Here is a 25,261-nt window from a genome sequence, read left to right on the forward strand (position 1 = left end):
TGCGCTATCCGGAGTCGTCCGTCCTCACACGACGGAGAGGCGCAGGTCACAGAGCAATCGACGCAGGAATGGCGATCACGACCGATTTGGAGGTTATGCCGACAGTGGCGTACGTCGATGAATCAGGGAACGATTCACCGGTGCCGGGCCGCCATTAACCAATGCGACACATCAATGCCGGCCGGTGGCGATCCGGTCGTCGTCCTGGCGCGACGCGACCACGGCGGGCACCACGATGGCGGTCAGGATCAGCCCGTGGTCGACCATCCAGCGGCCGGTGAAGCCGGTGAGCCGCCGGCCGCCCACCCGCGGGCCGACCACCAGCAGCCGGGCGTCGAAAGTGCCCGTCTGCGGCCCGGCCGGGCCCGGACGCAGCGTGATCACCGCGTCCTCGAAGTCGAGCCAGCGCTTGGCGAGCGGGAACCAGGCCTTGTAGACCGCCTCCTTGGCGCAGAACAGCATGCGGTCCCACCGGATCTCGGGCCGGCTCTCCAGCAGCTCGGACACGTGCACCCGCTCGTCGGGCAGCGCCACCGACTCGAGCACCCCACCGGTCAGCGGCTCGTTGGGCTCGGCGTCGATGCCGACTGTGGTGATCACGGACTGCTCGGCGATCACCACGCCGCGGTAACCGGCGCAGTGGGTGATCGTGCCGACGATCCCGGCCGGCCACAGCGGCTCGTTCATCCGGCCGGACAGGATCGGGGCCGGTGGGCGGCCGAGCCGGCCCAGCGCCGCCCGGGCGCAGTGCCGCGCGGTCGTGAACTCCCGGCGCCGTTTCTCGACCGCCTTGGCGACGAACTGCTCCTCCTCGGGCAGCAGCGTCGCGTCCGGCGGGTCGTCGAACGTGTCGACCGCGACCACGCCGGCGGGCAGGATGTCCTCGATCATGATGTCCCCGCAGTGGCTAGGTGGGTCTTTCCTGCTTGCCATCGTAGGCGCGGCCGCGGACCCGGCGACATCGCCGCGAGCCCCTTCACGGGCCGGTGGCCGCGGCAGTAAGGGCCAGGGCCGTCGCCCGTCCGGGGGTACGGCCCCGAGGCCCCCTGGCAACTGTCGCAGGGGTTACGGGGCACCGGGCGCGAGCCGAAGAATCGGTGGCACGACCTGACCCGCCCGCCGCTCACGAGGAGGCACTCCATGACGGTCGCCACCGTCGACACCAGCCTGTGGCTGCGCAGCTATCACGGCGCCCACGCCGCCCCGGCCCGGCTGCTCTGCCTGCCGCACGCCGGCGGTTCGGCCAGCTACTACTTCCCGGTCTCGCGAGCACTGTCCCCCCGCATCGAGGTGCTCGCGGTGCAGTATCCCGGCCGCCAGGACCGGCGCGGCGAGCGCGGCCTCGGCAGCCTGCAGGAGCTGGCCGCCGACGTCTACCAGCAGTTGCGGCACGCCGACGCCCGGCCGACCGCGCTGTTCGGGCACAGCATGGGCGCCTCGGTGGCGTTCGAGGTGGCCCGGCTCATGGAGGCCGACGGCGTCGCCCCCGCGCACCTGTACGTCTCCGGCCGCCGGGCGCCCTCGGCCCACCGCGACGAGCGCATCCACCTGCGCGGCGACGCCGACCTGATCGCCGAGATCCGCCGGCTCGACGGCACCGCGGGCGGCCTGCTCGACGACCCGGACGTGCTGCGCATGTTCCTGGGCGTGATCCGGGACGACTACCGGGCCGCCGAGACCTACCGCTGGCAGCCCGGGCCGCCGCTGCGCTGCCCGGTCACCGTGCTGGTCGGCGACCGCGACCCCAAGGTGGACCTCGACGAGGCGGCCACCTGGCAGACCCACACCACCGGCCCGTTCGCGATGCAGGTCTTCGACGGCGGCCACTTCTATCTGCACAGCCACCAGGCCGCCGTGCTGGACACGATCCGGTCGGGCCTGACGCCGTCCCCCCGGCGCTGAGACAGCACACGGCACAGCCGCCGCCCACCGGCGCGGCCTGCCGGAACGGCCCGGAGCTCCACAAGAGCTCCGGGCCGTCCGTCTACCTGCAGGCGGGGGTCCTCAGGTAGTGATGGTGAGGTTGGTGTCGAGGTTCGCCGGCAGGTCGCTGCGCCGGGTCACGTTGAGCTTGCGATAGGTGCGGGTGAGGTGCTGCTCGACAGTGCTCGTGGTGATGTAGAGCTTGTCGGCGATCTCGCGGTTGGTGTAGCCGACCGCGGCCAGCGCGGCCACCCGGCGCTCGGCGTCGCTGAGCATGGCCACCGCTCCCCCGGCGACCTCGGGCGCGGCCGGGTCACCGGTCGTGTCCAGCTCCTCGTCCTGCGACAGGGCCCGCCGCAGCGGCGTTGCCTCGCACTGCTCGGCCAGGGTGCGGGCCCGGTGGCCGATCATGCCGGCCCGGCGTGACTCGCCGAGCGCGTGGTAGGCCTGGGCCAGGTCGACCAGCGTGCGGGACAGCTCGTACAGGTCGCCGCTGTTCTGCAGCAGGTCGGCCGCCTGACGCAGCAGCATCGGCCGGTGCCGCAGCTGCCCGGTCGCGGCCAGCAGCCGCAGCCCCACCCCCTGCGCCCGCGGCATCTCCTTGGTGCAGCGGTTGAGCTGTTCCTCGGCGAGCCGGCGGGCCTGCCCGGGCCGGCCCATCCGCAGATAGGTCTCGGCCGCGTCGGACCGCCAGGCGACCAGGCCGGGCGCGTCCACACCCCAGGCCGCCATCAGGTCGCCGCACCGCTGGAAGTCGCGCAGGGCCAGGCCGAGGTGGTCGGTGGCCAGGCTGTAGCGCCCGCGGGCCTGCAGGTAGTGCAGCCCGTAGCGGGTCTGGAACATCGCCTCGGGCACCGGCTGGTCGAGCTGCTCGCGGACGTCGTCGAAGTCGCCCATCGCGAGCGACGCGATGATCAGCAGGGAGAGCGGGTGCCCGATGGCCACACCCCAGCTGGCCGGGGGCATGATCTCGAGCGCGGTCCGGGCGTAGCGGGCGGCCCCCGGCAGGTTGCCGGTACGGACGGCGACCTCGGCCCGGACCACGGCCAGGCGGGCCTGCCGGCTGGGCGCCCGCCGGGTGTAGGCCTCCTCGACGAACATGTCGCACCAGCCGGCGGCCCGGTCGGCGTGCCCGGCGTAAGTGAGCGCCAGCAGCGCGCTCTCCACGGTGTCGAGCGACATCTCGTCGAGCCGGGAGCCGCGCAGGATGCGCTCCACGGTCTCGCTGACGTCCGGTCCCGGGGTCGAGCTGATCACCGAGGCCAGGGTGCGGGCGGCGGCGAACCGGCGGCTGGCCGACACGGTCGACACCGGCGTGGTGCTCTTGGGCAGGTGGGCCACGAACGGGGCGTACGTGCAGCGCAGCCAGGGCCGGGTCGCGGCCAGCTCGGCCGACGTGTCGGCGTCGAGCTCGCCGGCCCGGGCGCCGAGGTGGTCGAGCACGTGCTCGGCCTCGCCGAACTGCCCGTGCCAGAGCAGCGCCTTGGCCAGCACCAGCGCGTCGCTGCCGCGCAGCACTCCCTTCTCCAGCGCGCCCGAGAGCTCGGGCAGATAACCGGCCGAGGTGCTCGGGTTGATCCGCCACTCGGCGCGGACCAGCGTGGTCATGATGCGGACCCGGTGCTTGTCGTCGGTGCACGCCTTCCAGGCCAGCTTGAGATAGCTGACCGCGGCCTCGACCCGGCCGTCGCGCAGCGCCTGGCGGGCGGCGTCCTCGAGCACGGTGACACCCCAGGTCTGGGTGACGTCGCTCGCGTGCACCAGGTGCTCGGCCACCTCGCGGGTGGAGGCGCCCCGGTCGTACGCCAGCACCGCGGCCCGCCGGTGCAGCTCGGCGCGCTGCTCCGGGCCGACGTCGGCCAGCACGGCGGCGCGGGCGGCCGGGTGGCGGAAGGCGCCCATGCTGAGCAGCCCGGCCGCGGTCAGCGACCGGACGGCCTGCTGGGCGTGCTCGGGGTCGATCGAGGTGAGCTGGTCGAGACTTTCCGGGTCGGCCAGCACGGCCACCCCGCGGGCCACCTCGAGCAGCCGGGGCTCGGCCTGGCGCAGGCAGTTCATGACGGCCGCGGCGTAGGCCTCGCCCACCACGGGCTCGTCCGGCTCGGCCCCGGTCTCGGCGACCGCCTGCCGGTGATCGGCCACCAGGGCCTTGAGCAGGAGCGGGTTGCCCCCGCAGAGCTGATACCAGCGGTCGGCCAGCCGCTCGGCGACCTCCGCGCCGGCCAGCTCCTCGGCCAGCAGGCGCACGCCGCCGCCGGAGAGCGCCTCCAGCGGGATGTGCACGCCGTGACCGGGCCGCAGCAGGTCGTTCTGCCAGTCCGGTTCCTCGGTGCGGCCGAACGTGCTGCGGCTGAAGACCACCAGCAGGTGGGCCGGGCGCACCCGGCGGGCCAGGTAGGACAGGCAGAGCAGCGACGCCCGGTCGGCGTGGTGCACGTCGTCGACCAGCAGCGCGATCGGGTGCCGTTCGGCCAGGTCGAGCAGGATGGTGCACAGTCCGTGAACGATCTGGACGTCGATGTGCCCGTCCGCCATGTCCTCCGCGACCATGGCGGCCCGAGTCCCCTCGAACAGCAGGTTCATCGCCCGCTCGCGTTCCGGCGGCGGCAGCGGCGCGTCGTGGAACAACTGGCTGAGCAGGGCGAGCGGCAGGTCCCGCTCGGCCCGCGAGCCGATCGCCGTGACGGCGAGGGCCCCGCCGTCGGCGGCGCGGTCGGCCAGGGCGCTCAGCAGCGCGCTCTTGCCCGTCGCGACCGTGCCGGTGACCAGGGCGACCCGGCCACGGCCCGCGGCCGCGTCCGCCAGGAGCCCGTCGAGGCGGGTGAGCGCCTCGTTCCGCTCGACCAGTGCCATGTCAGGACCTCCTTGCTCGTCCCCGGCCGGCGGGAGGCGCCGGTGGCGGGAGGCACCGGACTCCCCGGTACTGGCATCAGCCTGGCCCCTCCCGCTATCGGGCCGCCTTCGGCGCCTTATCGCCGGGCGCCGGCGCAGGTCAGGCCGCCCGCCGCGTCTCCTCGTAGTCAGGAACGTCGATGGCGTTGGCCGCCTTGTGCAGGGGGGCCATCATCGCGGCCATCAACCGGTCCCGTCCGGGCAGCTTGGACATCACCGACAGCATCGTCATCGACGTGCGGACCTGACCCTTGCTGCCGAGCACCATGCGCTTGATGTTGGCCGGGCCGAGTTTCTGGTTGCGTTCGGCGAAGGGGCGCATCCGCCGCTCGTAGGCCGCGAAGCCGGCCCCGTGGTCGCCGCCGGCCGCCGCCAGCTCGCCGGCCAGCACGTACCCGCCGACCAGGCCGAGGCTGGTGCCCTGACCGGAGGAGGGGGCCGCGCAGTGGGCGGCGTCGCCGACCAGCGCGACGTTGCCGGTCGACCAGCTGTCCATGTGGACCTGGCTCAGCGTGTCGTAGTAGAAGTCGGGCGCGGCGTCGACCGCCTCGAGCAGGCGCGGCACCTCCCAGCCCTGGTCGGCGTAGGCCTCGCGCAGCGCCCGGCGGGGGTCGCTCTCGTCGATGCCCTCGGGCGCGGTGAACAGGAACATCGCCTTGGCGCCGGTGTCGCGGGCCGTGCTGTAGACCAGTGTCGTGCGGCCCGGGCTGACGTACGTCAGTTCCTCGCGGTCGATGCCGAGGTGGTTGGGGACGGTGTAGATGGCGACCCGGTAGCCCAGGTCGCGGACGTATTCGCGCTCCGGCCCGAAGGCCAGGGCGCGGGTGCGCGAGTGCACCCCGTCGGCCCCGACGATCAGGTCGAACGACTCGGTGCGGCCGCCGGCGAAGGTCACCTCGGTGCCGTTGATCGCGGTCACCGAGTCACCGAAGCGGTAGTCGATCTCGTCCCGGGTGGACTCGAAGATCAGGCGGTTGAGGTCGCCCCGGAGGATCTCGGCGTCGTCGTCCTCACGGGCGCCGAAGCTGTCACCGTTCATGCTGGCGACCCGGCGGCCGGTGCGGTCGACCACCGCGCCGCTGCGCACGTCGGTGCGCAGCTCACGAACCCGGTCGAGCAGACCCATGCGCTGCACGACGGGGATCGCGGCGCCGCGGATGTCCACCTTGTAGCCGCCGTCGCGCAGGGCCGGGGCCCGCTCGACGACAGTGGGCGTGAAGCCGTGGCGACGCAACCAGAAGGCGAGGCTGACACCGGCGATGCCGGCTCCGGAGATGAGGACCGTCTTCGTCATGCGTTCGATAGTACGCACGTTTGAGACATCTGTGCAAGACGTTTGTCCACCTAGGGAACGCGGCGGGCCGCCCCCTAGGGGAGCGACCCGCCAATTGTACGTGCGTCGATTAATTTACGGCCGCCACCAGCTCTTCCTCAGTGGAAGACGGCACGTCCGGAGAGGACTCGCCGGGCGGCTTGGGGGCGTCCTTGACGTGCCGCAGGGCGACCGCGGCCACCACCGCGCCGATCAGGCTGACCAGCGTGGCCGCCATCGCGACGACGTGCATCTCGTCCACGAACGCCTGGTGCGCCTTGTCCAGCAGCTCGGTCGCGGCCTGCCCGGACAGCCGCTGAGCGGCCGCCACGGCGCCGCCCAGCGTCTCCTGGGCCGAGGCCGGCCCGACGCCGTCCATCAGCTTGCTGTAGATGGCCGTGCCGATGCTGCCCAGCACCGCGACCCCGACCGCGCCCCCGAACTCCTGGCCGGTCTGCAGCACCGCCGACGCCGAACCCGCCTTCTCCGGCGGGGCGCTGGCCACCACCATCTCGGTGATCATGGTCATCACCACGGCCAGGCCGGCCGACAGCGCGGTCAGACCGCTCAGCAGGATGGCCAGGCCGTGCTCGACCGGGGTGAACGTGATGGTGAAGAAGCCCGCCGCGGCCAGCCCGAAACCGCCGCTGACGACGAACGCCGGGCGGACCTTGCGGACGATCGCCGTGGCCACCGGGACGGCCAGTCCGACCGCGACGGTGCCCGGGATGCTCCACAGCGCCGCCCGGAACGGGCTCAGCCCGGCCACCATCTGCAGGTACTGCGTGGTGAACAGGGAGAACCCGACCAGACCGAACAGCGCCATCAGGTTGATCGCGATCGAGGCGCCGAAGGCGCGCTGCCGGAACAGGGTCAGGTCGAGCATCGGGTTGCTGACCACCTGCTGCCGGCGGATGAAGGCCACCGCGAGTGCGAGGCCGGCCACCACCGCCACCACCGGGAGGGTGCCGAACCCGTACGCGGCGATGCGCTTGAGGCCGTAGATGACCGGCAGCACCGCGCCCAGCGAGAGCACCGCGCTGATGATGTCGAAACGGCCCGCGCCGGGCACCTTGAACTCGGGCAGCAGGATCGGGCCGGCCACCACGAGCAGCACCATCACGGGCACGTTGATGAGGAAGACCGAACCCCACCAGAAGTTGTCCAGCAGCAGGCCGCCGATGATCGGGCCGAGCGCGGCGCCCGCCGCCATGCCGGCCGACCAGGCCGCCACCGCGCTGCGGCGCTGCTTCTGGTCGTGGAACAGGTTGCGGATCAGGGCCAGGGTCGAGGGCATGAGCGTGGCGCCCGCGATGCCCATGGCCGCGCGGGCGGCGATGAACGACTCGGCCGAGGACGCGTACGCGGCGATCAGGGAGCCGGCACCGAACGCGACCGCACCGGCCAGCAGCAGGAGCCGCCGGCCGATCCGGTCACCGAGCGTGCCCATGGTGAGCAGCAGACCGGCGAGCACGAAGGCGTAGATGTCGACCATCCACAGCTGCTCGACGCCGGTCGGCTGCAGTTCCGCGCTCATGGCCGGCAGTGCGTAGTAGAGCACCGTCAGATCCATCGAGACCAGCAGAACGGGGAGCAGCAGTACGCAGAGGGCGAACCATTCCTTTCGGCCCGCCACTGAAGGTGCATTGGTTCGGGTCATGCCATGACGGTAGGAAAATGCGCAACCGACAGTCCAGAAGAATTGCCGCCCCTGCGGGGTCAGCGCATTTCCGATAGGGGTTTCCGTATTCCGATAAGGGGTTGCCACCACGACGTTCACCTGCTCGGACCGTTGTCGGCAGTGGGCGAGGCGGCGCGCTAGGGGTGTGCCCGCGATCGTGGCGACCATAGCCTCGACAGCGGGCCGGTGCGCCTTTCTCTTTCTCTTTCGACGTATGTGTGGGGTGTGGAGATGGACGAGTCCAATTCCTTCGTGGACCGGGTGACGCCGCTTTCTCCGCCGGAGCGCCGCCGGGTGGCGGCCGAGCTGGTCGCCGCGGCCACCGCGGCCGTGCTGCGGCAGATCGCGCCGGACCAGCCGCCGGTGGTCGAGCTCGAGCAACCGTTCCGCGACCTCGGCCTCGACTCGCTGGGCCTGGTCGCGCTGCAGGCCGAGCTCGGCCGCAGCAGCGGTCTGACGCTGCCGCCCACGGTGGGCTTCGACTTCCCCACCCCGGCCCGGCTCGCGGCCCACCTGCTCGCGCTGGCCGTCGACGGCGAGGACGACGCGCCCGCGGGCCCGGCCGGCCCGGCGTTCTCCGAGGAGCCGATCGCGATCGTCGGCGTGGGCTGCCGCTACCCCGGCGGCGTGCACTCCCCCGAGCAGCTCGGCGACCTGGTCGCCGACGGGCGCCACGTGCTGGGCGACTTCCCGGCCGACCGGGGCTGGGACCTCGACGCGCTCTACGACCCCGATCCCGACCGGCCCGGCTCGATGTACGTGCGGCACGGCGGTTTCCTGACCGACGCCGCCGACTTCGACGCGGCGTTCTTCGGCATCTCGCCGCGCGAGGCCCAGGCCATGGACCCGCAGCAGCGGCTCGTGCTGGAGACCGTGTGGGAGGCCGTCGAGCGGACCGGCATCGACGCGGCCACGCTGCGCGGCAGCCGCACCGGCGTGTTCCTGGGTGCGGAGGCCCAGGAGTACGGTCCGCGCCTGCACGAGGCGGCGGAGGGTCTCGACGGCTACCTGATGACCGGCAACGCGCCCAGCGTCGTGTCCGGCCGGGTCGCGTACGCGCTCGGTCTGCAGGGCCCGGCGCTGACCGTCGACACCGCCTGCTCGAGCTCGCTGGTCGCCCTGCACCTGGCCGTGCAGTCGCTGCGCCGCGGCGAGAGCGAACTGGCCTTCGCCGGCGGGGTGGCCGTGATGGCCGGGCCCGGCACGTTCACCTCGTTCAGCCGCCAGCGCGGCCTGGCCCCGGACGGGCTGTGCAAGCCGTTCGCGGCGGCCGCCGACGGCACCGGGTTCGCCGAGGGCGCCGGCGTCCTCGTGCTGGAGCGGCTCTCCGACGCCCAGCGGCTCGGGCACCCGGTGCTCGCCGTGGTGCGGGGCAGCGCGGTCAACTCCGACGGCGCCAGTAACGGCCTGACCGCGCCCAACGGCCCGGCCCAGCGCCAGGTCATCCGGCAGGCCCTGGCCGACGCGGGCCTCACCGCGGGCGACGTCGACGTGGTCGAGGCGCACGGCACCGGCACCACGCTGGGCGACCCGATCGAGGCGCAGGCGGTGATCGCCACGTACGGCGCCGGGCACAGCGCCGCCGAGCCACTGCTGCTCGGCTCGATCAAGTCGAACATCGGCCACACCCAGGCGGCGGCGGGCGCGGCCGGGATCATCAAGATGATCGAGGCGATGCGCCGCGAGGTGCTGCCGGCCACGCTGCACGTGGACCGGCCGAGCCCGCACGTGGACTGGTCGGCGGGCACGGTCGCGCTGGCCACCGAGCCGCGCCCGTGGCCGGCCGGGGAACGGCCGCGCCGGGCCGCCGTGTCGTCGTTCGGCGTCAGCGGCACCAACGCGCACGTGATCATCGAGGAGCCGCCGGCCGCCTCCACCGAGCCGGCTTCGGCTCCGCCCCCCGCTGACGGCTTGCCCGTGCCGCTGGTGGTAACCGCGCGCGACGACGTGGCGCTGCGGGCCCAGGCCGAGCGGCTGCTGACCCACCTGGACACCACGCCGGTCGCCCTGAACGACCTGGGGTTGTCGCTCGGCGTGACCCGTACGAAGCTGGACCGCCGCGCCGTGGTGCTGGCCACCGGCCTCGACCAGGCCCGGCAGGCCCTGCGCGCGCTGGCCGAGGGTGCGCGGACCTCCGCCGTACGGGAGGGCTCACTGCCCGCCGGTCGCCTCGCTTTCCTGTTCACCGGGCAGGGTAGCCAGCGCCTCGACATGGGCCGCGAGCTGAGCCGTACGTTCCCCGTCTTCCGGGAGGCCCTGGCCGACGCGATCGCCGCCCTCGACGTGCACCTCGAGGTCTCGCTGTGGGATGTGCTCTTCGGCACCGGCAGCGCCCTGCTCGACCACACCGAGTACACCCAGGCCGCGCTGTTCGCGGTCGAGACCGCGCTCTACCGCCTGGTCACCTCGTGGGGCGTGACCCCCGACCACGTGGCCGGCCATTCGGTCGGCGAGCTGACCGCCGCGCACGTCGCCGGTGTGCTCGATCTGGACGACGCGGCCCTCCTGGTGACCAGCCGGGGCCGGCTGATGGGCGCGCTGCCGCCGGGCGGCGTGATGACCGCCGTGGCCGCGGCCGAGGCCGACGTGCTGCCGCTGCTCACCGGCGGCGTGGACGTGGCCGCGGTGAACGGGCCGCGCGCGGTCGTCCTGTCCGGCGTCGCGTCCGAGGTCGACGCCGTCGTGGCCGCGCTCGGGGTGAAGGCGACCCGGCTCAACACGTCGCACGCGTTCCACTCGCGGCTGATGGAGCCGATGCTGGCCGAGTTCGCCGAGATCGCCGAGGTGCTCGACTACCACGAACCGCAGCTGCCGGTGATCTCCAACGTGACCGGGCGGCCCGCGACCGGCGCCGAGCTGCGCGACCCGGCCTACTGGGTGCGGCACGTGCGGGCCTGCGTACGGTTCTCCGACGGGATCGCCGCGCTGGCCGCGGAGGGCGTGACCACGTTCCTCGAGCTGGGGCCGGACGCGGTGCTCAGCGGCATGGGGGCGCGGAGCGTCACCGACGAGGAGATCGTCTTCGTGCCGGCGTTGCGCCGCGATCGTTCCGAGGCCGCCGAGCTGGTGGCCGCGCTGGCCACTGTGCACGCCCGCGGGGCCGGCGTGGACTGGGCGGCCTACTTCGCGGGCCGCGGCGCCCGGCGGATCAGCCTGCCCACGTACGCGTTCCAGCGTCGTTCCTACTGGCTGCACGCGCCGGCGGCGTCGGACGCGGCCGGGCTGGGGCAGACCGCGGCCGGACACCCGCTGCTCGGGGCCGTGGTGCGGCTGCCCGGTGGCAGCGTCGTGCTCACCGGGCGCGTGTCGGCGCGGACCACGCCCTGGCTGGCCGACCACGTGGTGGGCGGGGCGGTCCTGGTGCCGGGCACGGCCCTGGTCGAGCTGGCCGTGCGGGCCGGTGACGAGGCCGGTACGCCGCGGCTGGCCGAGCTGACCCTGCACAGCCCGCTGGTCCTGACCGCCGGCGGCGCGGCCGACGTGCAGGTGGTCGTGGGCGAGCCGGACACGTCCGGGGCCCGTACGGTGGAGATCCACTCCCGGACCGCCGAGTCGCCGGAGGAGCCGTGGCTGCTGCACGCTTCCGGCTCGCTGGACGACTCCGTCTCGCCGGCCGCCTCCCCGGCCGCCTGGCCGCCCGCGGACGCCGAGGTGGTCGACGTCAGCGACCTGTACGAGACGCTGGACGCGGCGGGCTACGGCTACGGGCCGTCCTTCCGCGGCCTGCGCGCGGTCTGGCGCCGCGGGCGTGAGGCGTTCGCCGAGGTGGCGCTGCCCGACGGTGTCGCCGCGGACACGTTCGGCCTGCACCCCGCCTTGTTCGACGCGGTGCTGCACGCCACCGACTTCGCCACGGGGCAACCGCTGAGCGGTGACACCCGGCTGCCGTTCGCCTGGACCGACGTCGCCCTGCACGCGACCGGCGCCACCACCGTGCGCGCCCACATCGTGGCCGGGGCGGGCGACGCGGTCGCCATCACGCTCACCGACCCGACCGGCGCGACAGTCGCCACCGTCGGCTCGTTCGTCTCGCGGACCGTCGCCGCCACCACCCGGCCCGGCGCGGCGCTCTACGAGGTCGCCTGGGCGCCGATCCCCACCCCGGCGGCCACCACGACCGGGCCGATCCACGCCGGCTTCGACACGCTGCGGGAGGCGCTGACCGCCGGCACCCCCGCCGCGCCGTGGGTGGCCGTCGTCGCCGATCCGGCCGGCGGTGACGTGCCCGCCGCGACCCGGGACCGTACGGGGGCGCTGCTCGATCTGCTGACCGCGTGGCTGGCCGATCCGGGCACCGGCCGCCTCGTCGTGGTGACCCGGCACGCCGTCGCGGCGCGACCGGGCGAGGCGCCCGACGTCACCGCCGCGGCGCTGGGGGGCCTGGTCCGGACGGCGCAGGCCGAGCATCCGGGCCGCTTCCAGCTGGTCGACCTGGGTGACGGCGACGCCGCGCTGCTGGCCGCCGCGGTGGCGACCGGCGAACCCGAACTGGCCGTCCGCGACGGCCAGCTGCTCGTGGCTCGCCTCGCCCCCGCCGAGCCGGCGCCCGGGGACCACTCGCCGTGGGCGGGCTCCGGCACGGTTCTGATCACCGGCGGCACCGGTGGGCTCGGCGGGCTGGCCGCCCGCCACCTGGTCGCCCAGCACGGCGTACGCCGGTTGGTGCTGACCAGCCGGCGCGGCCCGGACGCGCCCGGAGCCGCGGAACTCGTGGCCGAGCTGCGAGCGGCCGGAGCCGAAGCAACAGTGGCCGCCTGCGACGTGGCCGACCGGCGAGCCGTGGCCGCGCTGCTGGAGACGATGCCCGACCTCACCGGCGTGGTGCACACGGCCGGCGCGGTCGCGGACGGGCTGATCGGCACGCTCGACCGCACCGCTCTGAACACGGTGCTGGCGGCCAAGGCGGACGGCGCCTGGCACCTGCACGAGCTGACCGCGGGCCGGCCGCTCACCGCGTTCGTGCTCTACTCCTCCGCCGCGGGCACGCTGGACGGCGCCGGCCAGGGCAACTACGCCGCGGCCAACGCGTTCCTGGACGCCCTGGCCGCACGGCGACGGGCCGGCGGGCTCGCCGCCACCGCGCTGGCCTGGGGTCTGTGGACCGGCGAGGCCGGCATGGGCAGCAAGCTCAGCCAGACCGACGTGCGGCGCGCGGAACGGTCCGGCCTGACGCCGCTCTCCCCCGCCGAGAACCTCGCGCTGTTCGACACCGCGCTGGCCGGCGACCACATCGCCGTGCTGCCGCTGCGCCTCGACCGGCAGGCCCTGCGCGGCCGAGGCGACGACCTGCCCGCGATGCTGCGCGGACTGGTGCGGCCCGCCCGCCGGGCCGCGGCCACCACCACGGCCGCCGATCCGCAGGGCACGCTGGCCCACCGGCTCGCCCAGATGCCGCCCGCCGACCGTCCCGACGTGCTGCTGGACCTCGTGCGGGCGCACGTCGCGGCGGTCCTCGGCTTCGACGACCCGGCCGCGGTCGACCCCAAGCGCGCCTTCCAGCAGATCGGCTTCGACTCGCTGGCCTCCGTGGAGCTGCGCAACCGGCTCACCACGGCGACCGGCCTGCGCCTGCCGGCCACGCTGACGTTCGACTACCCGACCGTACGGGCCCTGGCCGAGCACCTGGGTGAGCTCGCCCTGCCCGCGGCCGCGCCCGTCACCGCCGCCCCGATCACCGCGGCGGCCACCGACGAGCCGATCGCCATCGTCGGCCTGGCCTGCCGCTACCCGGGCGGCGTGGCCTCGCCGGAAGACCTGTGGCGGCTGGTGGCCGGGGGCGAGGACGGCATCACCGAGTTCCCCGGCAACCGTGGCTGGGACGTCGACGGCCTCTACGACCCCGAGCCGGGCCGGCCGGGCAAGACGTACTCCAAGGAGGGCGGCTTCCTGCACGAGGCGGCCGAGTTCGACCCGGCCTTCTTCGGCATCTCGCCGCGCGAGGCCCAGGCCATGGACCCGCAGCAGCGGCTGCTGCTCGAAGTGTCGTGGGAGGCGTTCGAGCGGGCCGGCATCGACCCGCACGCGCTGCGCGGCAGCCGCACCGGCGTGTTCGCCGGCGTGATGTACCACGACTGGGCCACGCGGCTGGGCGACGTGCCCGAGGACGTGGCCGGCTACCTCGGCAACGGCAGCCTGGCCAGCGTGGTGTCGGGCCGGGTGGCGTACGTGCTGGGGCTCGAAGGCCCGGCCGTCACCGTCGACACCGCCTGCTCGTCGTCGCTGGTCGCGCTGCACTGGGCCATCCAGGCCGTACGGCAGGGCGAATGCTCGCTGGCCCTGGCCGGCGGCGTGACCGTGATGTCCACACCGGACACGTTCACCGACTTCAGCCGTCAGCGCGGTCTCGCCGCCGACGGCCGGTGCAAGTCGTTCGCCGACGCCGCCGACGGCACCGGCTGGGGCGAGGGCGCCGGCATGCTGCTCGTCGAGCGGCTGTCCGACGCCATCGCCAACGGCCACCCCGTGCGGGCGGTGATCCGTGGATCGGCCATCAACCAGGACGGCGCCAGCAACGGTTTGACCGCCCCCAACGGCCCCGCCCAGCAACGCGTGATCCGGGCCGCGCTGGCCTCCGGCGGGCTCGGCACCGGCGCGGTGGACGTCGTGGAAGCCCACGGTACGGGCACCACGCTGGGCGACCCGATCGAGGCGCAGGCCTTGCTGGCCACCTACGGGCAGGACCGTTCCACGCCGCTGCTGCTCGGCTCGATCAAGTCGAACATCGGCCACACGCAGGCCGCCGCCGGAGTCGCCGGGATCATCAAGATGGTCGAGGCCATGCGGCACGGCGTCGTGCCCCGCACGCTGCACGTGGACGAGCCCTCCACGAAGGTGGACTGGGAGGCCGGTCAGGTCTCCCTCGTGCGCGATCCGGTGCCGTGGCCGGCGGTCGACCGCCCACGCCGGGCCGGGGTGTCGTCGTTCGGCATCAGCGGCACGAACGCCCACGTCATCATCGAACAGGCCCCCGCGGCAGCACCGGTGGCGGCCTCGACCGGGGGGCCGGCGGCCGGGATGCTGCCGTGGGTGCTGTCGGGGCACACGCCGGAAGCGTTGCGCGGGCAGGCCGATCGGCTGCTCGGGCACCTCGCCGGTGCCGAGGGCGAGCCGGACCTGGCCGCGGCCGCGCGAACCCTTGCTTTTGGGCGTGCTCAGCTGGAGCACCGGGCGGCCGTGGTCGCCTCCGGGGCCGACGAGATGATCTCGGGGCTGGCCGGGGTCGCCGCGGGGACCGGTGTCACCGGGGTCGTCGCGGACGGGAAGCTGGCCGTGTTGTTCACCGGTCAGGGTTCGCAGCGGGCCGGGATGGGCGACGAGCTGGCGGCCCGGTTCCCGGTGTTCGCCGAGGCCTTTGCCGCAGCGAAGGTTGATGTCATCGGTGACATCGATCAGACCGGGGTGGCGCAGCCGTCGATCTTCGCGTTCGAGGTGGCGCTGTACCGGTTGATCGAGTCGTGGGGCGTGAAGCCGGATTATCTGGCCGGGCATTCGATCGGTGAGATCGCCGCCGCGCACGTCGCCGGTGTGCTCTCCCTGGACGACGCCAAGACGCTGGTGGCGGCGCGGGCCCGGCTGATGCAGGCGTTGCCCGCGGGTGGGGTGATGGTCGCCGTGGCCGCGCCCGAAGGTGTGGTCCGGCCGTTGCTGACCGGCGGTGTGGACATCGCCGCGGTCAACGGGCCGGCGTCGGTGGTGCTGTCCGGGGCCGAGGAGGCCGTGCAGGCGGTCGTGGACGCGTTGGATGTGAAGGCGACGCGGCTCAAGACCTCGCACGCGTTCCACTCGTATCTGATGGAGCCGATGCTGGCGGACTTCGCGGCGGCGATCGGCGGGCTGACGTTCCACCAGCCGGCCATCCCCGTGGTGGCCACCGGTGACATGACGTCGTCTTCGTACTGGGTGCAGCACGTCAGGGACACCGTGCGGTTCGCCGACAACGTGGGCACGCTGCTCGATCAGGGTGTCACCACGTTCCTGGAGGTGGGCCCGGATGCGATCCTGACCGGGCTGGGCCGGCAGATCAGCGACGACGCCACGTTCATCGCCCTGCAGCACCGCAGCCAGGCTGAGGAGCACACGCTTGTCACCGGTGTCGCCACGGCGTGGACGCGGGGCGTCGAGGTCGACTGGAAGCCGCTGGTGGGTGACGGCGACCGCAGCGACCTCCCCACGTACGCCTTCCAGCGCCGCACCTACTGGCTGGACGCGGTCGAGTCGGGGGCGGGTGGCGTGCGCTCCGCCGGCCTCGCCGCGGCCGACCACCCGCTGCTGGGCGCGGTCGTGGCGGCCGCCGACGGTGGCGGTCTCACGCTCACCGGGCGGATCGCGGCCGGCACCCAGCGCTGGACTGCCGATCACGTGGTGCTGGGCCGCGCGATCCTGCCGGGCACCGGGTTCGTCGAACTCGCGCTGCGGGCAGGCGAGGAAACCGGCTGCGAGCTGCTGGAGGAACTCACCTTGGAGGCGCCGCTGACCCTCCCGGCCCGCGGCGGTGTGGCCGTGCAGGTCGGTGTCGGCGCACCCGGCCCGGCCGGGCGGCGGGCGTTCACCGTGCACACGCGGCCCGACGACACCGGTGACGCGCCGTGGACGCGGCACGCGGTCGGGTTCCTGGCCCCGGCGGGCGCCGAGCCGGTGGACGCCCTCACCGAATGGCCGCCCCCGGGGGCCACGGCGCTGCCCGTCGAAGGCGCGTACCGGCGGCTGGCCGAGCGCGGTTACCACTACGGCCCGGTCTTCCAGGGGCTACGGGCCGCCTGGCGACAGGGCGACGAACTGTTCGCCGAGGTCGAGCTGCCCGAGCAGGCGCACGCCGACGCGGCCCGCTACGGCATCCACCCGGCGCTGCTGGACACGGCCATGCACGCCGACCTGCTGCAGACCGACGCCGACGACACCGATGACACGCTGCTCCCGTTCGCCTGGACCGGCGTCCGCCTGCACGCGGCCGGCGCCGCCCACCTGCGCGTCCGGGTCCGCCGCATCCGCGGCGCGGAAGTCTCGTCGATGCTGGTCGCCGACGGCGCCGGCCGGCCCGTGCTGTCGGTCGAGCGCCTGGTCTCCCGTGCGGTGACCGCCGACCGCATCAACGCCACCGCCGCTACCACCGACGGCCTGTTCACCGTCGAGTGGCAGCCGGTCACGGCCCCCGCCGGAACGTCCGCCTACGCGGTCGCCGCCGTCAGGGCGTCCGGCGCACTCACCGTGCCGGCTCGGGTGCACGCCGCAGTGGGCGAAGCGTTGCGTGTGCTGCAGGAGCGGCTGGCCGGTGACCACGCCGAGCCGCTGGTGGTGGTCACCCGTGGGGCCGCCGGGATGCCGGACGAGGACCCGGATGTGGTCAGCGCGCCGGTCTGGGGTCTGGTGCGGGCCGCCCAAGCCGAGAACCCCGGCCGCTTCGTGCTGCTGGACAGCGACGACGACGTGAGCGACGACGTGCTGGCCCGGGCGGTCGCGACCGGCGAACCCGAGCTGGCCGTGCGCGACGGGCGGCTGCTCGCACCCCGGCTGGTGGCGGCGGCCGGCGGCGAGGCCGTGCAGTGGTCGGCCGACGACACGATCCTGGTCACCGGGGGCACCGGGGGCATCGGCGCGCGGCTGGCCGAGCACCTGGCCGGCCTGGGCGCGGGACGGCTCGTGCTGACCAGCCGGCGCGGGCCGCAGGCGCCGGGCGCGGACGAGCTGGCCGAGCGGCTCACCGCCGCGGGCGCCGTCGTGCACATCGAGGCCTGTGACGTGACCGATCGGGACGCCGTGGGCGCGCTCGTGGAGCGGTATGCCGACACGTTGACCGCGGTGATCCACGCGGCCGGGGTGTCGGACAACGCGCTGATCGGCGACCTCACCGCCGAGCGGGTCGGTGCCGTGCTCACGCCCAAGGTGGACGCGGGCTGGCACCTGCACGAGCTGACCGCGCGGCTGCCGCTCAAGGCGTTCGTGCTGTTCTCCTCGGCGGGCGGGCTGGTGCTCGCGGCCGGGCAGGGCAACTACGCGGCGGCCAACGTGTTCCTGGACGCGCTGGCCCGGCACCGGCGAGCCCGCCACTTGCCGGCCACGGCGATCGCGTACGGGCTGTGGGCGGCCGACACCGGCCTCGGCGGGCCGGTCACCGACGCCGACCTGGACCGGATGCGCCGCCTGGGCACCCCCGCGATCGAGACCGCCGACGCGCTGGCACTGTTCGACCGGGCGCTCGGCACTGACACGCCGCTGGCGGTGGCGCTGCCGGTCGACCGGGCCGCCCTCGCGGCGCGGGGTGACGAACTGCCCGCTCTGCTGCGCGGCCTGGTCCGCGTACGGGCTCGCCGGAACGCGGCCGGCGCCGGCGCCGCCCCAGGCGGCGGCAACGCGCTGGCGCAGCGGCTGGCCGGGCTGGCCGGGGCGGAACGCGACCGGCTGGTGCTGGAGCTGGTGCGGGGCAGCGTCGCCACGGTTCTCGGGCACGCCTCGGCCGAGGCCGTGCCGCCGGAGCGGGCGTTCAAGGAGCTCGGCTTCGACTCGCTGGCCGCGGTGGAGCTGCGCAACGCGCTCAACACGGCGACCGGGCTGCGGTTGCCGGCCACGCTGGTGTTCGACCACCCGAGCGCGGCCGCGGTCGCGCGGTACGTCCTGGACACGCTGGGCGACACGGCCGAGCCCGCGAGCCCGGCCCCGGTCCCGGTCGCGGCGACCACCGGCGACCCCATCGTGATCGTGGGCATGACCTGCCGCTACCCCGGTGGCATCACGTCCCCGGAGGAATTGTGGCGGCTGGTCGCCGACGGTGCCGACGCGGTCGGCGCGTTCCCCGCGGACCGCGGCTGGGACGTGGCCGGGGTGTACGACCCGGAGCCGGGGCGGCCCGGCAAGACGTACTCGAAGGACGGTTCCTTCCTGTACGACGCGGCCGGTTTCGACCCGGCGTTCTTCGGCATCTCGCCGCGCGAGGCCCTGGCCATGGACCCGCAGCAGCGGCTGCTGCTCGAGTCGGCCTGGGAGACGTTCGAGCGGGCCGGGATCGACCCGGTGAGCGTCCGCGGCTCACAGACCGGCGTGTACGTCGGTGTCATGTACCACGACTACGGCAGCTGGCTGCGCGAGGTGCCGGACGACATGGCCGGGTACGTGGGCAACGGCAACGCGGGCAGCATCCTGTCCGGCCGGGTCTCGTACGCGCTGGGGCTGGAGGGTCCCGCGGTGAGCGTGGACACCGCGTGCTCGTCGTCGCTGGTGGCCCTGCACATGGCGGTCCAGGCGCTGCGGTCCGGCGAGGTCACCATGGCACTGGCCGGCGGGGTGACAGTGATGAGCACCCCGGAGATCTTCGTGGAGTTCAGCCAGCAGCGCGGCCTGGCCCCCGACGGGCGGTGCAAGTCGTTCGCGGGTTCCGCCGACGGCACCGGCTGGGGTGAAGGTGTGGGCCTGCTTCTGCTCGAGCGGCTCTCCGACGCCGAGCGCAACGGCCACGACATTCTTGCGGTGGTGCGGGGTTCGGCGATCAACCAGGACGGCGCGAGCAACGGGCTGACCGCGCCCAACGGCCCGGCCCAGCAGCGCGTGATCCGGCAGGCTCTGGCCGGCGCCGGGCTGACCGCGGCCGACGTGGACGTGGTGGAGGCGCACGGCACCGGCACCACGCTGGGTGACCCGATCGAGGCGCAGGCCTTGCTGGCCACCTACGGCCAGGACCGTGACATCCCGCTGCTGCTGGGTTCGATCAAGTCGAACATCGGCCACACGCAGGCCGCGGCGGGGGTGGCTGGGATCATCAAGGTGGTCGAGGCCATGCGGCACGGGGTGGTTCCTCGTACGTTGCACGTGGACGAGCCGTCGCCGATGGTCGATTGGGAGGCCGGGGCGGTCGACCTGGTGACCGACACGGTCGACTGGCCCGTGGTGGACCGGCCGCGCCGGGCGGCGGTGTCGTCGTTCGGGTTGAGCGGCACCAACGCCCACGTCATCGTCGAGCAGGCTCCGCTCGCGGTGGTCAGCGCGCCCGAGGTCACACCGGCCGGGCTCGTGCCGGTCGCGATGTCGGCCCGCAGCCGGCCCGCCCTGGAGGCCCAGACCGCCCGCTTCACAGCGGCGCCGGGCGCGCTGCTCGACGTGGCGTACTCGTCGTTCACGACCCGGGCCGCGCTCGAGCACCGCCGGATCGTGCTGGCCGGCTCGGCCGAGGACCTGCACGCCGGCGAGGGTGTGACCGGCACGGTGACACCGGGCGCCCTGGCGGTTCTGTTCACCGGTCAGGGTTCGCAGCGGGCCGGGATGGGCGACGATTTGGCGGCCCGGTTCCCGGTGTTCGCCGAGGCCTTTGCCGCGGCGAAGGTTGATGTCATCGGTGACATCGATCAGACCGGGGTGGCGCAGCCGTCGATCTTCGCGTTCGAGGTGGCGCTGTACCGGCTGATCGAGTCGTGGGGGATCAAGCCCGACTATGTGGCCGGGCATTCGATCGGTGAGATCGCCGCCGCGCATGTCGCCGGTGTCCTGTCGCTGGAGGACGCCAAGACGCTCGTGAGCGCGCGGGCCCGGCTGATGCAGGCGCTGCCCACGGGTGGCGTGATGGTTGCCGTCGCCGCGAGCGAGGAGGCCGTACGGGCGCAATTGCTCGACGGCGTGGACATCGCCGCGGTCAACGGGCCCGCCTCGGTGGTGCTGTCCGGCGCCGAGGACGCCGTGCAGGCGGTCGTGGACGTGCTCGGTGTGAAGTCCACCCGGCTCAGGACGTCACACGCGTTCCACTCGCACCTGATGGAGCCGATGCTCGACGAGTTCGCCGCGGCGATCAGCGGGCTGACGTTCCACCAGCCGGCCATCCCGGTGGTGGCCACCGGTGACATGACGTCGCCGTCCTACTGGGTGCGGCACGTGCGCGACACGGTGCGGTTCGCCGACAACGTCACCACGCTGCTCGGCCGGGGCGTCGTCACGTTCCTCGAAGTGGGCCCGGATGCGATCCTGACCGGGCTGGGCCGGCAGATCAGCGACGACGCCACGTTCATTGCGTTGCAGCACCGCAGCCAGGCTGAGGAGCACACGCTTGTCACCGGTGTCGCCACGGCGTGGACGCGGGGCGTCGAGGTCGACTGGAAGCCGCTGCTGGCCGGAGGCCGCAAGATCGACCTTCCCCCGTACGCGTTCCAGCACGAACGCTTCTGGCTGGACGCCGTGGAACCGGCCGCCGACGCCGCCGCGATGGGTCTCACCCGCCCCGGCCACCCGCTGCTGGGCGCGGTGGTCAGCGTTCCCGGCGCCGACACCACGGTCTTCACCGGCCGCCTGACCGCCGGGGCCCAGGACTGGCTGCCCGAGCACGCCGTGCACGGCAGCACGATCCTGCCCGGCACCGCCTTCGTCGAACTGGCCCTGCACGCCGGCCTGCATCTGGGCACCCCCCAGCTGGCCGAACTGGTGCAGGAGGCGCCGCTGCCGATCCCCGCCCGGGACGGCCGCACACTGCAGGTCGTGGTGGGCCCGGCCGATCACGGCGGATACCGCCCGGTCGCCGTGCACACCCGGCCCGAGGACGCCGGCGCCGACGAGCCCTGGACGCGGCACGCCCACGGATTCCTGGCCCCCGGGGCCGCCGACGAGCCGGCCGACCTCACCGCGTGGCCACCGGCCGGGGCGGAACCGGTCGACGTGTCCGGTCTCTACGACGAACTCGAGACGGCCGGGTACGGCTACGGGCCGGTCTTCCGCGGACTACGGGCCGCGTGGCGCCGCGGCGACGAGGTCTACGCCGAGGTGGCGCTGCCCGAGGACCGGCGCACCGACGCGGGCCGGTACGGCATCCACCCGGCGCTGCTCGACGCCACCATGCACGCGCTGAGCTACGGCGGCACCGGCGACGGCGCCGACCAGGGCACGACGATGCTGCCGTTCTCCTGGGCCGGGGTGTCGCTGCACGCCGACGGGGCCGCCGAGGTCCGCGTACGGCTGGCCCCGGCCGGACCGGGTGCGGTCACCCTCGACGTCACCGATGTCTTCGGCGGCCCGGTGGCGACCGTCCGCTCGCTCACGCTGCGCCCGGTGACACCCGACCAGCTGGGTGCGGGCGCCGCGGTGGCCGGGTCGCTGTTCACCGTGGACTGGCTCGACGCCGGACCGGCGGCGGCCGACGCGGGCCGGATCGTCCGCATCGAGAACCCGGACGACCTGGACGGCGCGGCCGGGGTGGCCACCGTGGTCGCCGCGGTGCACTCCCCCACCGGCACCGGCACCGTGACCGGTGCCAAGGCGACCGCGGCAGCCGCGCTCGAACTGGTGCAACGCTTCCTGGCCCGGCCCGACCTGGCCGGGGCCCGGCTGGTGGTGCTGACCCGCGACGCGGCCGGTGTGCCGGGCTTCGACGTCGACCCGGCCGCGGCCGGCGTGTGGGGTCTGCTGCGGGCCGCCCAGGCCGAGAACCCGGGCCGGTTCGTGCTGCTCGACACCGACGACGTGGTGGGCGACGACCTGCTGGCCCGGGCGGTCGGCAGCGGTGAGCCGGAGCTGGCCGTACGGGACGGGAAGCTGCTCACGCCGCGGCTGGTGGCGGCAACGCCCGAACAGCCGGTGGAGTGGACGGCCGGCGACACCGTGCTGGTCACCGGGGGCACCGGCGGCCTGGGTGCGCTGATCGCCGAACACCTGGTGCGGCAGGGCGCGGGCGGGGTGGTGCTGACCAGCCGCCGCGGACCGGACGCACCCGGTGCGGCCGACCTGGCCGTACGGCTGGAAGCGGCCGGCGCCCGGGTGCGGATCGCGGCCTGCGACGTCACCGACCGCGACGCCCTGGCCGGTTTGCTGGACGGGGTGACCGCGGTGGTGCACGCGGCCGGGGTGGCCGACAACGCGCTCACCGCCGACCTGACCGCCGACCGGCTGCACGCCGTGATGGCGCCCAAGGTCGACGCGGGGTGGCACCTGCACGAGCTGACCCGCGACCGGGCACTCAAAGCGTTCGTCGTGCTGTCGTCGGCGGGCGGCCTGGTGCTGGCGGCCGGGCAGGGCAACTACGCCGCGGCCAACGTTTTCCTGGACGCACTGGCCCACCACCGGCGGCACCACGGCCTGGCCGCCACGTCACTGGCGTACGGGCTGTGGACGGTCAGCACCGGTCTCGGCGGCGACATCACCGAAGCCGACCTGGAGCGGATGCGCCGCCTCGGCACCCCGGCCGTGCCGGTCGCGGACGGGCTCGCCCTGTTCGACGCGGGCCTGGCCACGGGACGGGCCAACCTGGTGCCGATGCACGTGGACCGGGTCGCGCTGGGCGCCCGCGCCGACGACCTGCCCGCCCTGCTGCGCGGGCTGGCCCGCCGGCCCCGGGCCGCGGTCAAACGCGCCGCCGCCGCGGGCGGTACGGCTTCGCTGGCCGAGCGGCTGGGCAAGCTGGCCGGTCCGGACCGCGAGGAGCTGGTGCTGCAGCTGGCCCGTACGCACGTGGCCACGGTGCTGGGGCACGCGGGTGCGGACGGGGTCGACGCCGACCGCCCGTTCCGGGACCTGGGCTTCGACTCGCTGACCGCCATCGAGCTGCGCAACGCGCTGAACAACGCGACCGGGCTGCGCCTGCCGGCCACGTTGATCTTCGACCACCCGACGCCGCGGGCGGTCGCCGCGCACCTGCTGGCCGAACTGGCCCCGGCCGAGGCGGCCCCGGCGGCGTCGCTGCTGGACGACCTGACCCGCCTCGAAGCGGCGCTGGAGTCGGCGCCACCTTCGGAGGGCGAGCAGGCGCAACTGGCGGCCCGTCTGCGATCCCTGGCGGCTCGCCTGTCCGGCGGCGCCGGCGACGACGCGGCCGACGAGCTGACGGACGCCAGCGCGGCCGAACTGTTCGACATCCTGGACGCGGAGCTCGGCTCACTCAAGTAGGACCGCACGACGGCCCCCCGACTCCTGGGAGTCGGGGGGCCGTTCGTTTCCCGCACGGTTCCGCCGGCGTCGACGAAGTACACCCGGTGGCAACGTCCGGCCGACGTGGTCCGGCACGACCCCGGCAGCAGGGGCGCGACGATCGCCGGCAGGCCGAGGTCAGGCGCTGTCCGAGCAGGGGCCAGCCGTCAGGCGTGGACGGACAAGCACACCACCACCATCCCGCAGCCCCTCGGCCGGAACCCGGTGCCGCCGGGTACGTCACGGCTGAGACCGGACCGCGCGGCGATCCCCTTTTTCGTCTGGCCGCCGGCGGTTTTGGTCATGGCCCTCTTCCTGCGCGCCGGAAGCGTTGCGGGAAGTGGGTTCGGCTGGCGGGCAGGTGCCAACGAGGCGGGCGAGCAGGTGTCCCAGACGTCGAAGCACAGCGTGAACAGTCATTCCGGTGCACGGACGTCGGGGTCCAGGCGTTGCCGGCCGGGCAGACCCGCTGGAACACGAACCCGGAGCGCATCGGATGTCGCGCTCGGCGAGGGCTTGCCGGAACTCGCCGGCGACGGTCGCCAGGCTCACCGACACCCCGACCCGGCCCGATGCCTCGACCGCGATCAATTGCGGAGCGGAATGCCCCATGAGGCAGGTGAGGTGCCGGTCGAAGACAGCGATCGCGCCCAGGGTGATGGCTCCCTGGTTTGAGGGCGGTAGGGGCGTCGTGCCACGCGGGACCGCGGGGGTAGGCCGGCGTTGCCGGTCATGACCCGCTCGACGGCGGGGACGTGGCGGAGCCGGTCGGGCCAGGCAGGTGGTGCCGGTCGTGACGGGTCAGCACAGCGTGCACCGTGAGGGCGGGCATGGTGTGCCGTCGTGGTCCGCGTTCGAGCTAGGCGGCGAGGTGGTCGCGCAGCAGGGTGATGACTGCTGGGGCGTGGTCGTTCAGGTAGAAGTGGCCGCCGTCGAAGATGTGCAGGTGGAAAGGGCCGGTGGTGCGCTCGGCCCACGGCTTGGCCTCGGCCTCGGTGACCTGGTCGTCCCGGTCGCCGATCAGCGCGGTGACCGGGCAGCTCAGCGGCGGGCCGGGCCGGTAGCGGTAGGTTTCGGCGGCCTGGTAGTCGCCGCGCAGCGCGGGCAGGATCAGGCGCAGGATCTCCTCGTCGCCCAGCACCGCGGCGTCGGTGCCGCTCATCCGGCCCAGACCGTCGATCAGGCGGTGGTCGTCGGCCAGGTGCATGCGGTCGTCGCGGGGGCAGGTCGGCGCGCTGCGGCCGCTGACGAAGAGCCCGGTGATCGGCACGGGCAGGCGCCGGGCCACCTCGAACGCGAGCGAGGCGCCCATGCTGTGCCCGAAGAAGGTCAACGGCCGGTCCCCGTACGGGGTGAGCTCTTCGGTGACGAGGTCGGCGAGCACGTGCAGGTCGGTGACGCAGGGTTCGTGCCGGCGGTCCTGACGGCCCGGATATTGCACGGCCAGCACGTCGACGTCGGGGGCGAGCGCCCGCGAGACTGCGAAGTAGTAGGACGCCGATCCGCCGGCGTGCGGGAAGCACACCAGCCGGGCGGAATCCGCCCGGCCGGTGTGGAACTGCCTGATCCACGCGCTGGTCATGACACTC

Annotated in this window: 7 protein-coding genes; 2 read left to right on the forward strand and 5 right to left on the reverse strand. The window is 74.1% G+C overall.

What is annotated here, in order from left to right; genetic code table 11:
- Window positions 1-171: 171 nt before the first annotated feature.
- Entirely contained in the window at window positions 172-891 is a 720-nt protein-coding gene (locus BKA14_RS15800) for a 4'-phosphopantetheinyl transferase family protein (protein WP_184951694.1), read from the reverse strand.
- 249 nt (window positions 892-1,140) lie between these two features.
- Here BKA14_RS15800 and BKA14_RS15805 point away from each other — a divergent pair, with 249 nt between their 5' ends.
- Window positions 1,141-1,902, forward strand: coding sequence for a thioesterase II family protein (locus tag BKA14_RS15805; protein ID WP_184951695.1), 762 nt, complete (start codon window positions 1,141-1,143; stop codon window positions 1,900-1,902).
- Window positions 1,903-2,004: 102 nt separating this feature from the next.
- Here BKA14_RS15805 and BKA14_RS15810 read toward each other — a convergent pair whose 3' ends face one another.
- The 3 genes from BKA14_RS15810 to BKA14_RS15820 all read right to left on the reverse strand — a co-directional run bounded on the left by BKA14_RS15810 (window position 2,005) and on the right by BKA14_RS15820 (window position 7,787).
- Complete coding sequence (locus BKA14_RS15810) at window positions 2,005-4,776, reverse strand: helix-turn-helix transcriptional regulator (protein WP_184951696.1); 2,772 nt, start codon at window positions 4,774-4,776, stop codon at window positions 2,005-2,007.
- A 139-nt stretch (window positions 4,777-4,915) separates the two neighbouring features.
- Window positions 4,916-6,109, reverse strand: coding sequence for an FAD-dependent monooxygenase (locus tag BKA14_RS15815; protein WP_184951697.1), 1,194 nt, complete (start codon window positions 6,107-6,109; stop codon window positions 4,916-4,918).
- Between the two features lie 109 nt (window positions 6,110-6,218).
- On the reverse strand, window positions 6,219-7,787 hold the full coding sequence (locus BKA14_RS15820; protein ID WP_184951698.1) for an MFS transporter: 1,569 nt from the start codon (window positions 7,785-7,787) through the stop codon (window positions 6,219-6,221).
- 246 nt (window positions 7,788-8,033) lie between these two features.
- On the opposite strand from BKA14_RS15820, the gene BKA14_RS15825 reads away from it, so the two are divergent.
- Window positions 8,034-23,651 carry an SDR family NAD(P)-dependent oxidoreductase gene (locus BKA14_RS15825; RefSeq protein WP_438861885.1) on the forward strand — a complete coding sequence of 5,206 codons (15,618 nt, stop codon included), beginning with the start codon at window positions 8,034-8,036 and terminating at the stop codon, window positions 23,649-23,651.
- Window positions 23,652-24,531: 880 nt separating this feature from the next.
- Here BKA14_RS15825 and BKA14_RS15830 read toward each other — a convergent pair.
- The gene (locus BKA14_RS15830) at window positions 24,532-25,254 is read right to left on the reverse strand and encodes a thioesterase II family protein (RefSeq protein WP_184951700.1); all 723 of its coding nucleotides are present in this window, start codon (window positions 25,252-25,254) and stop codon (window positions 24,532-24,534) included.
- Window positions 25,255-25,261: the final 7 nt, after the last annotated feature.

Source organism: Paractinoplanes abujensis (assembly GCF_014204895.1).
GTDB classification, from domain to species: Bacteria; Actinomycetota; Actinomycetes; order Mycobacteriales; family Micromonosporaceae; genus Actinoplanes; species Actinoplanes abujensis.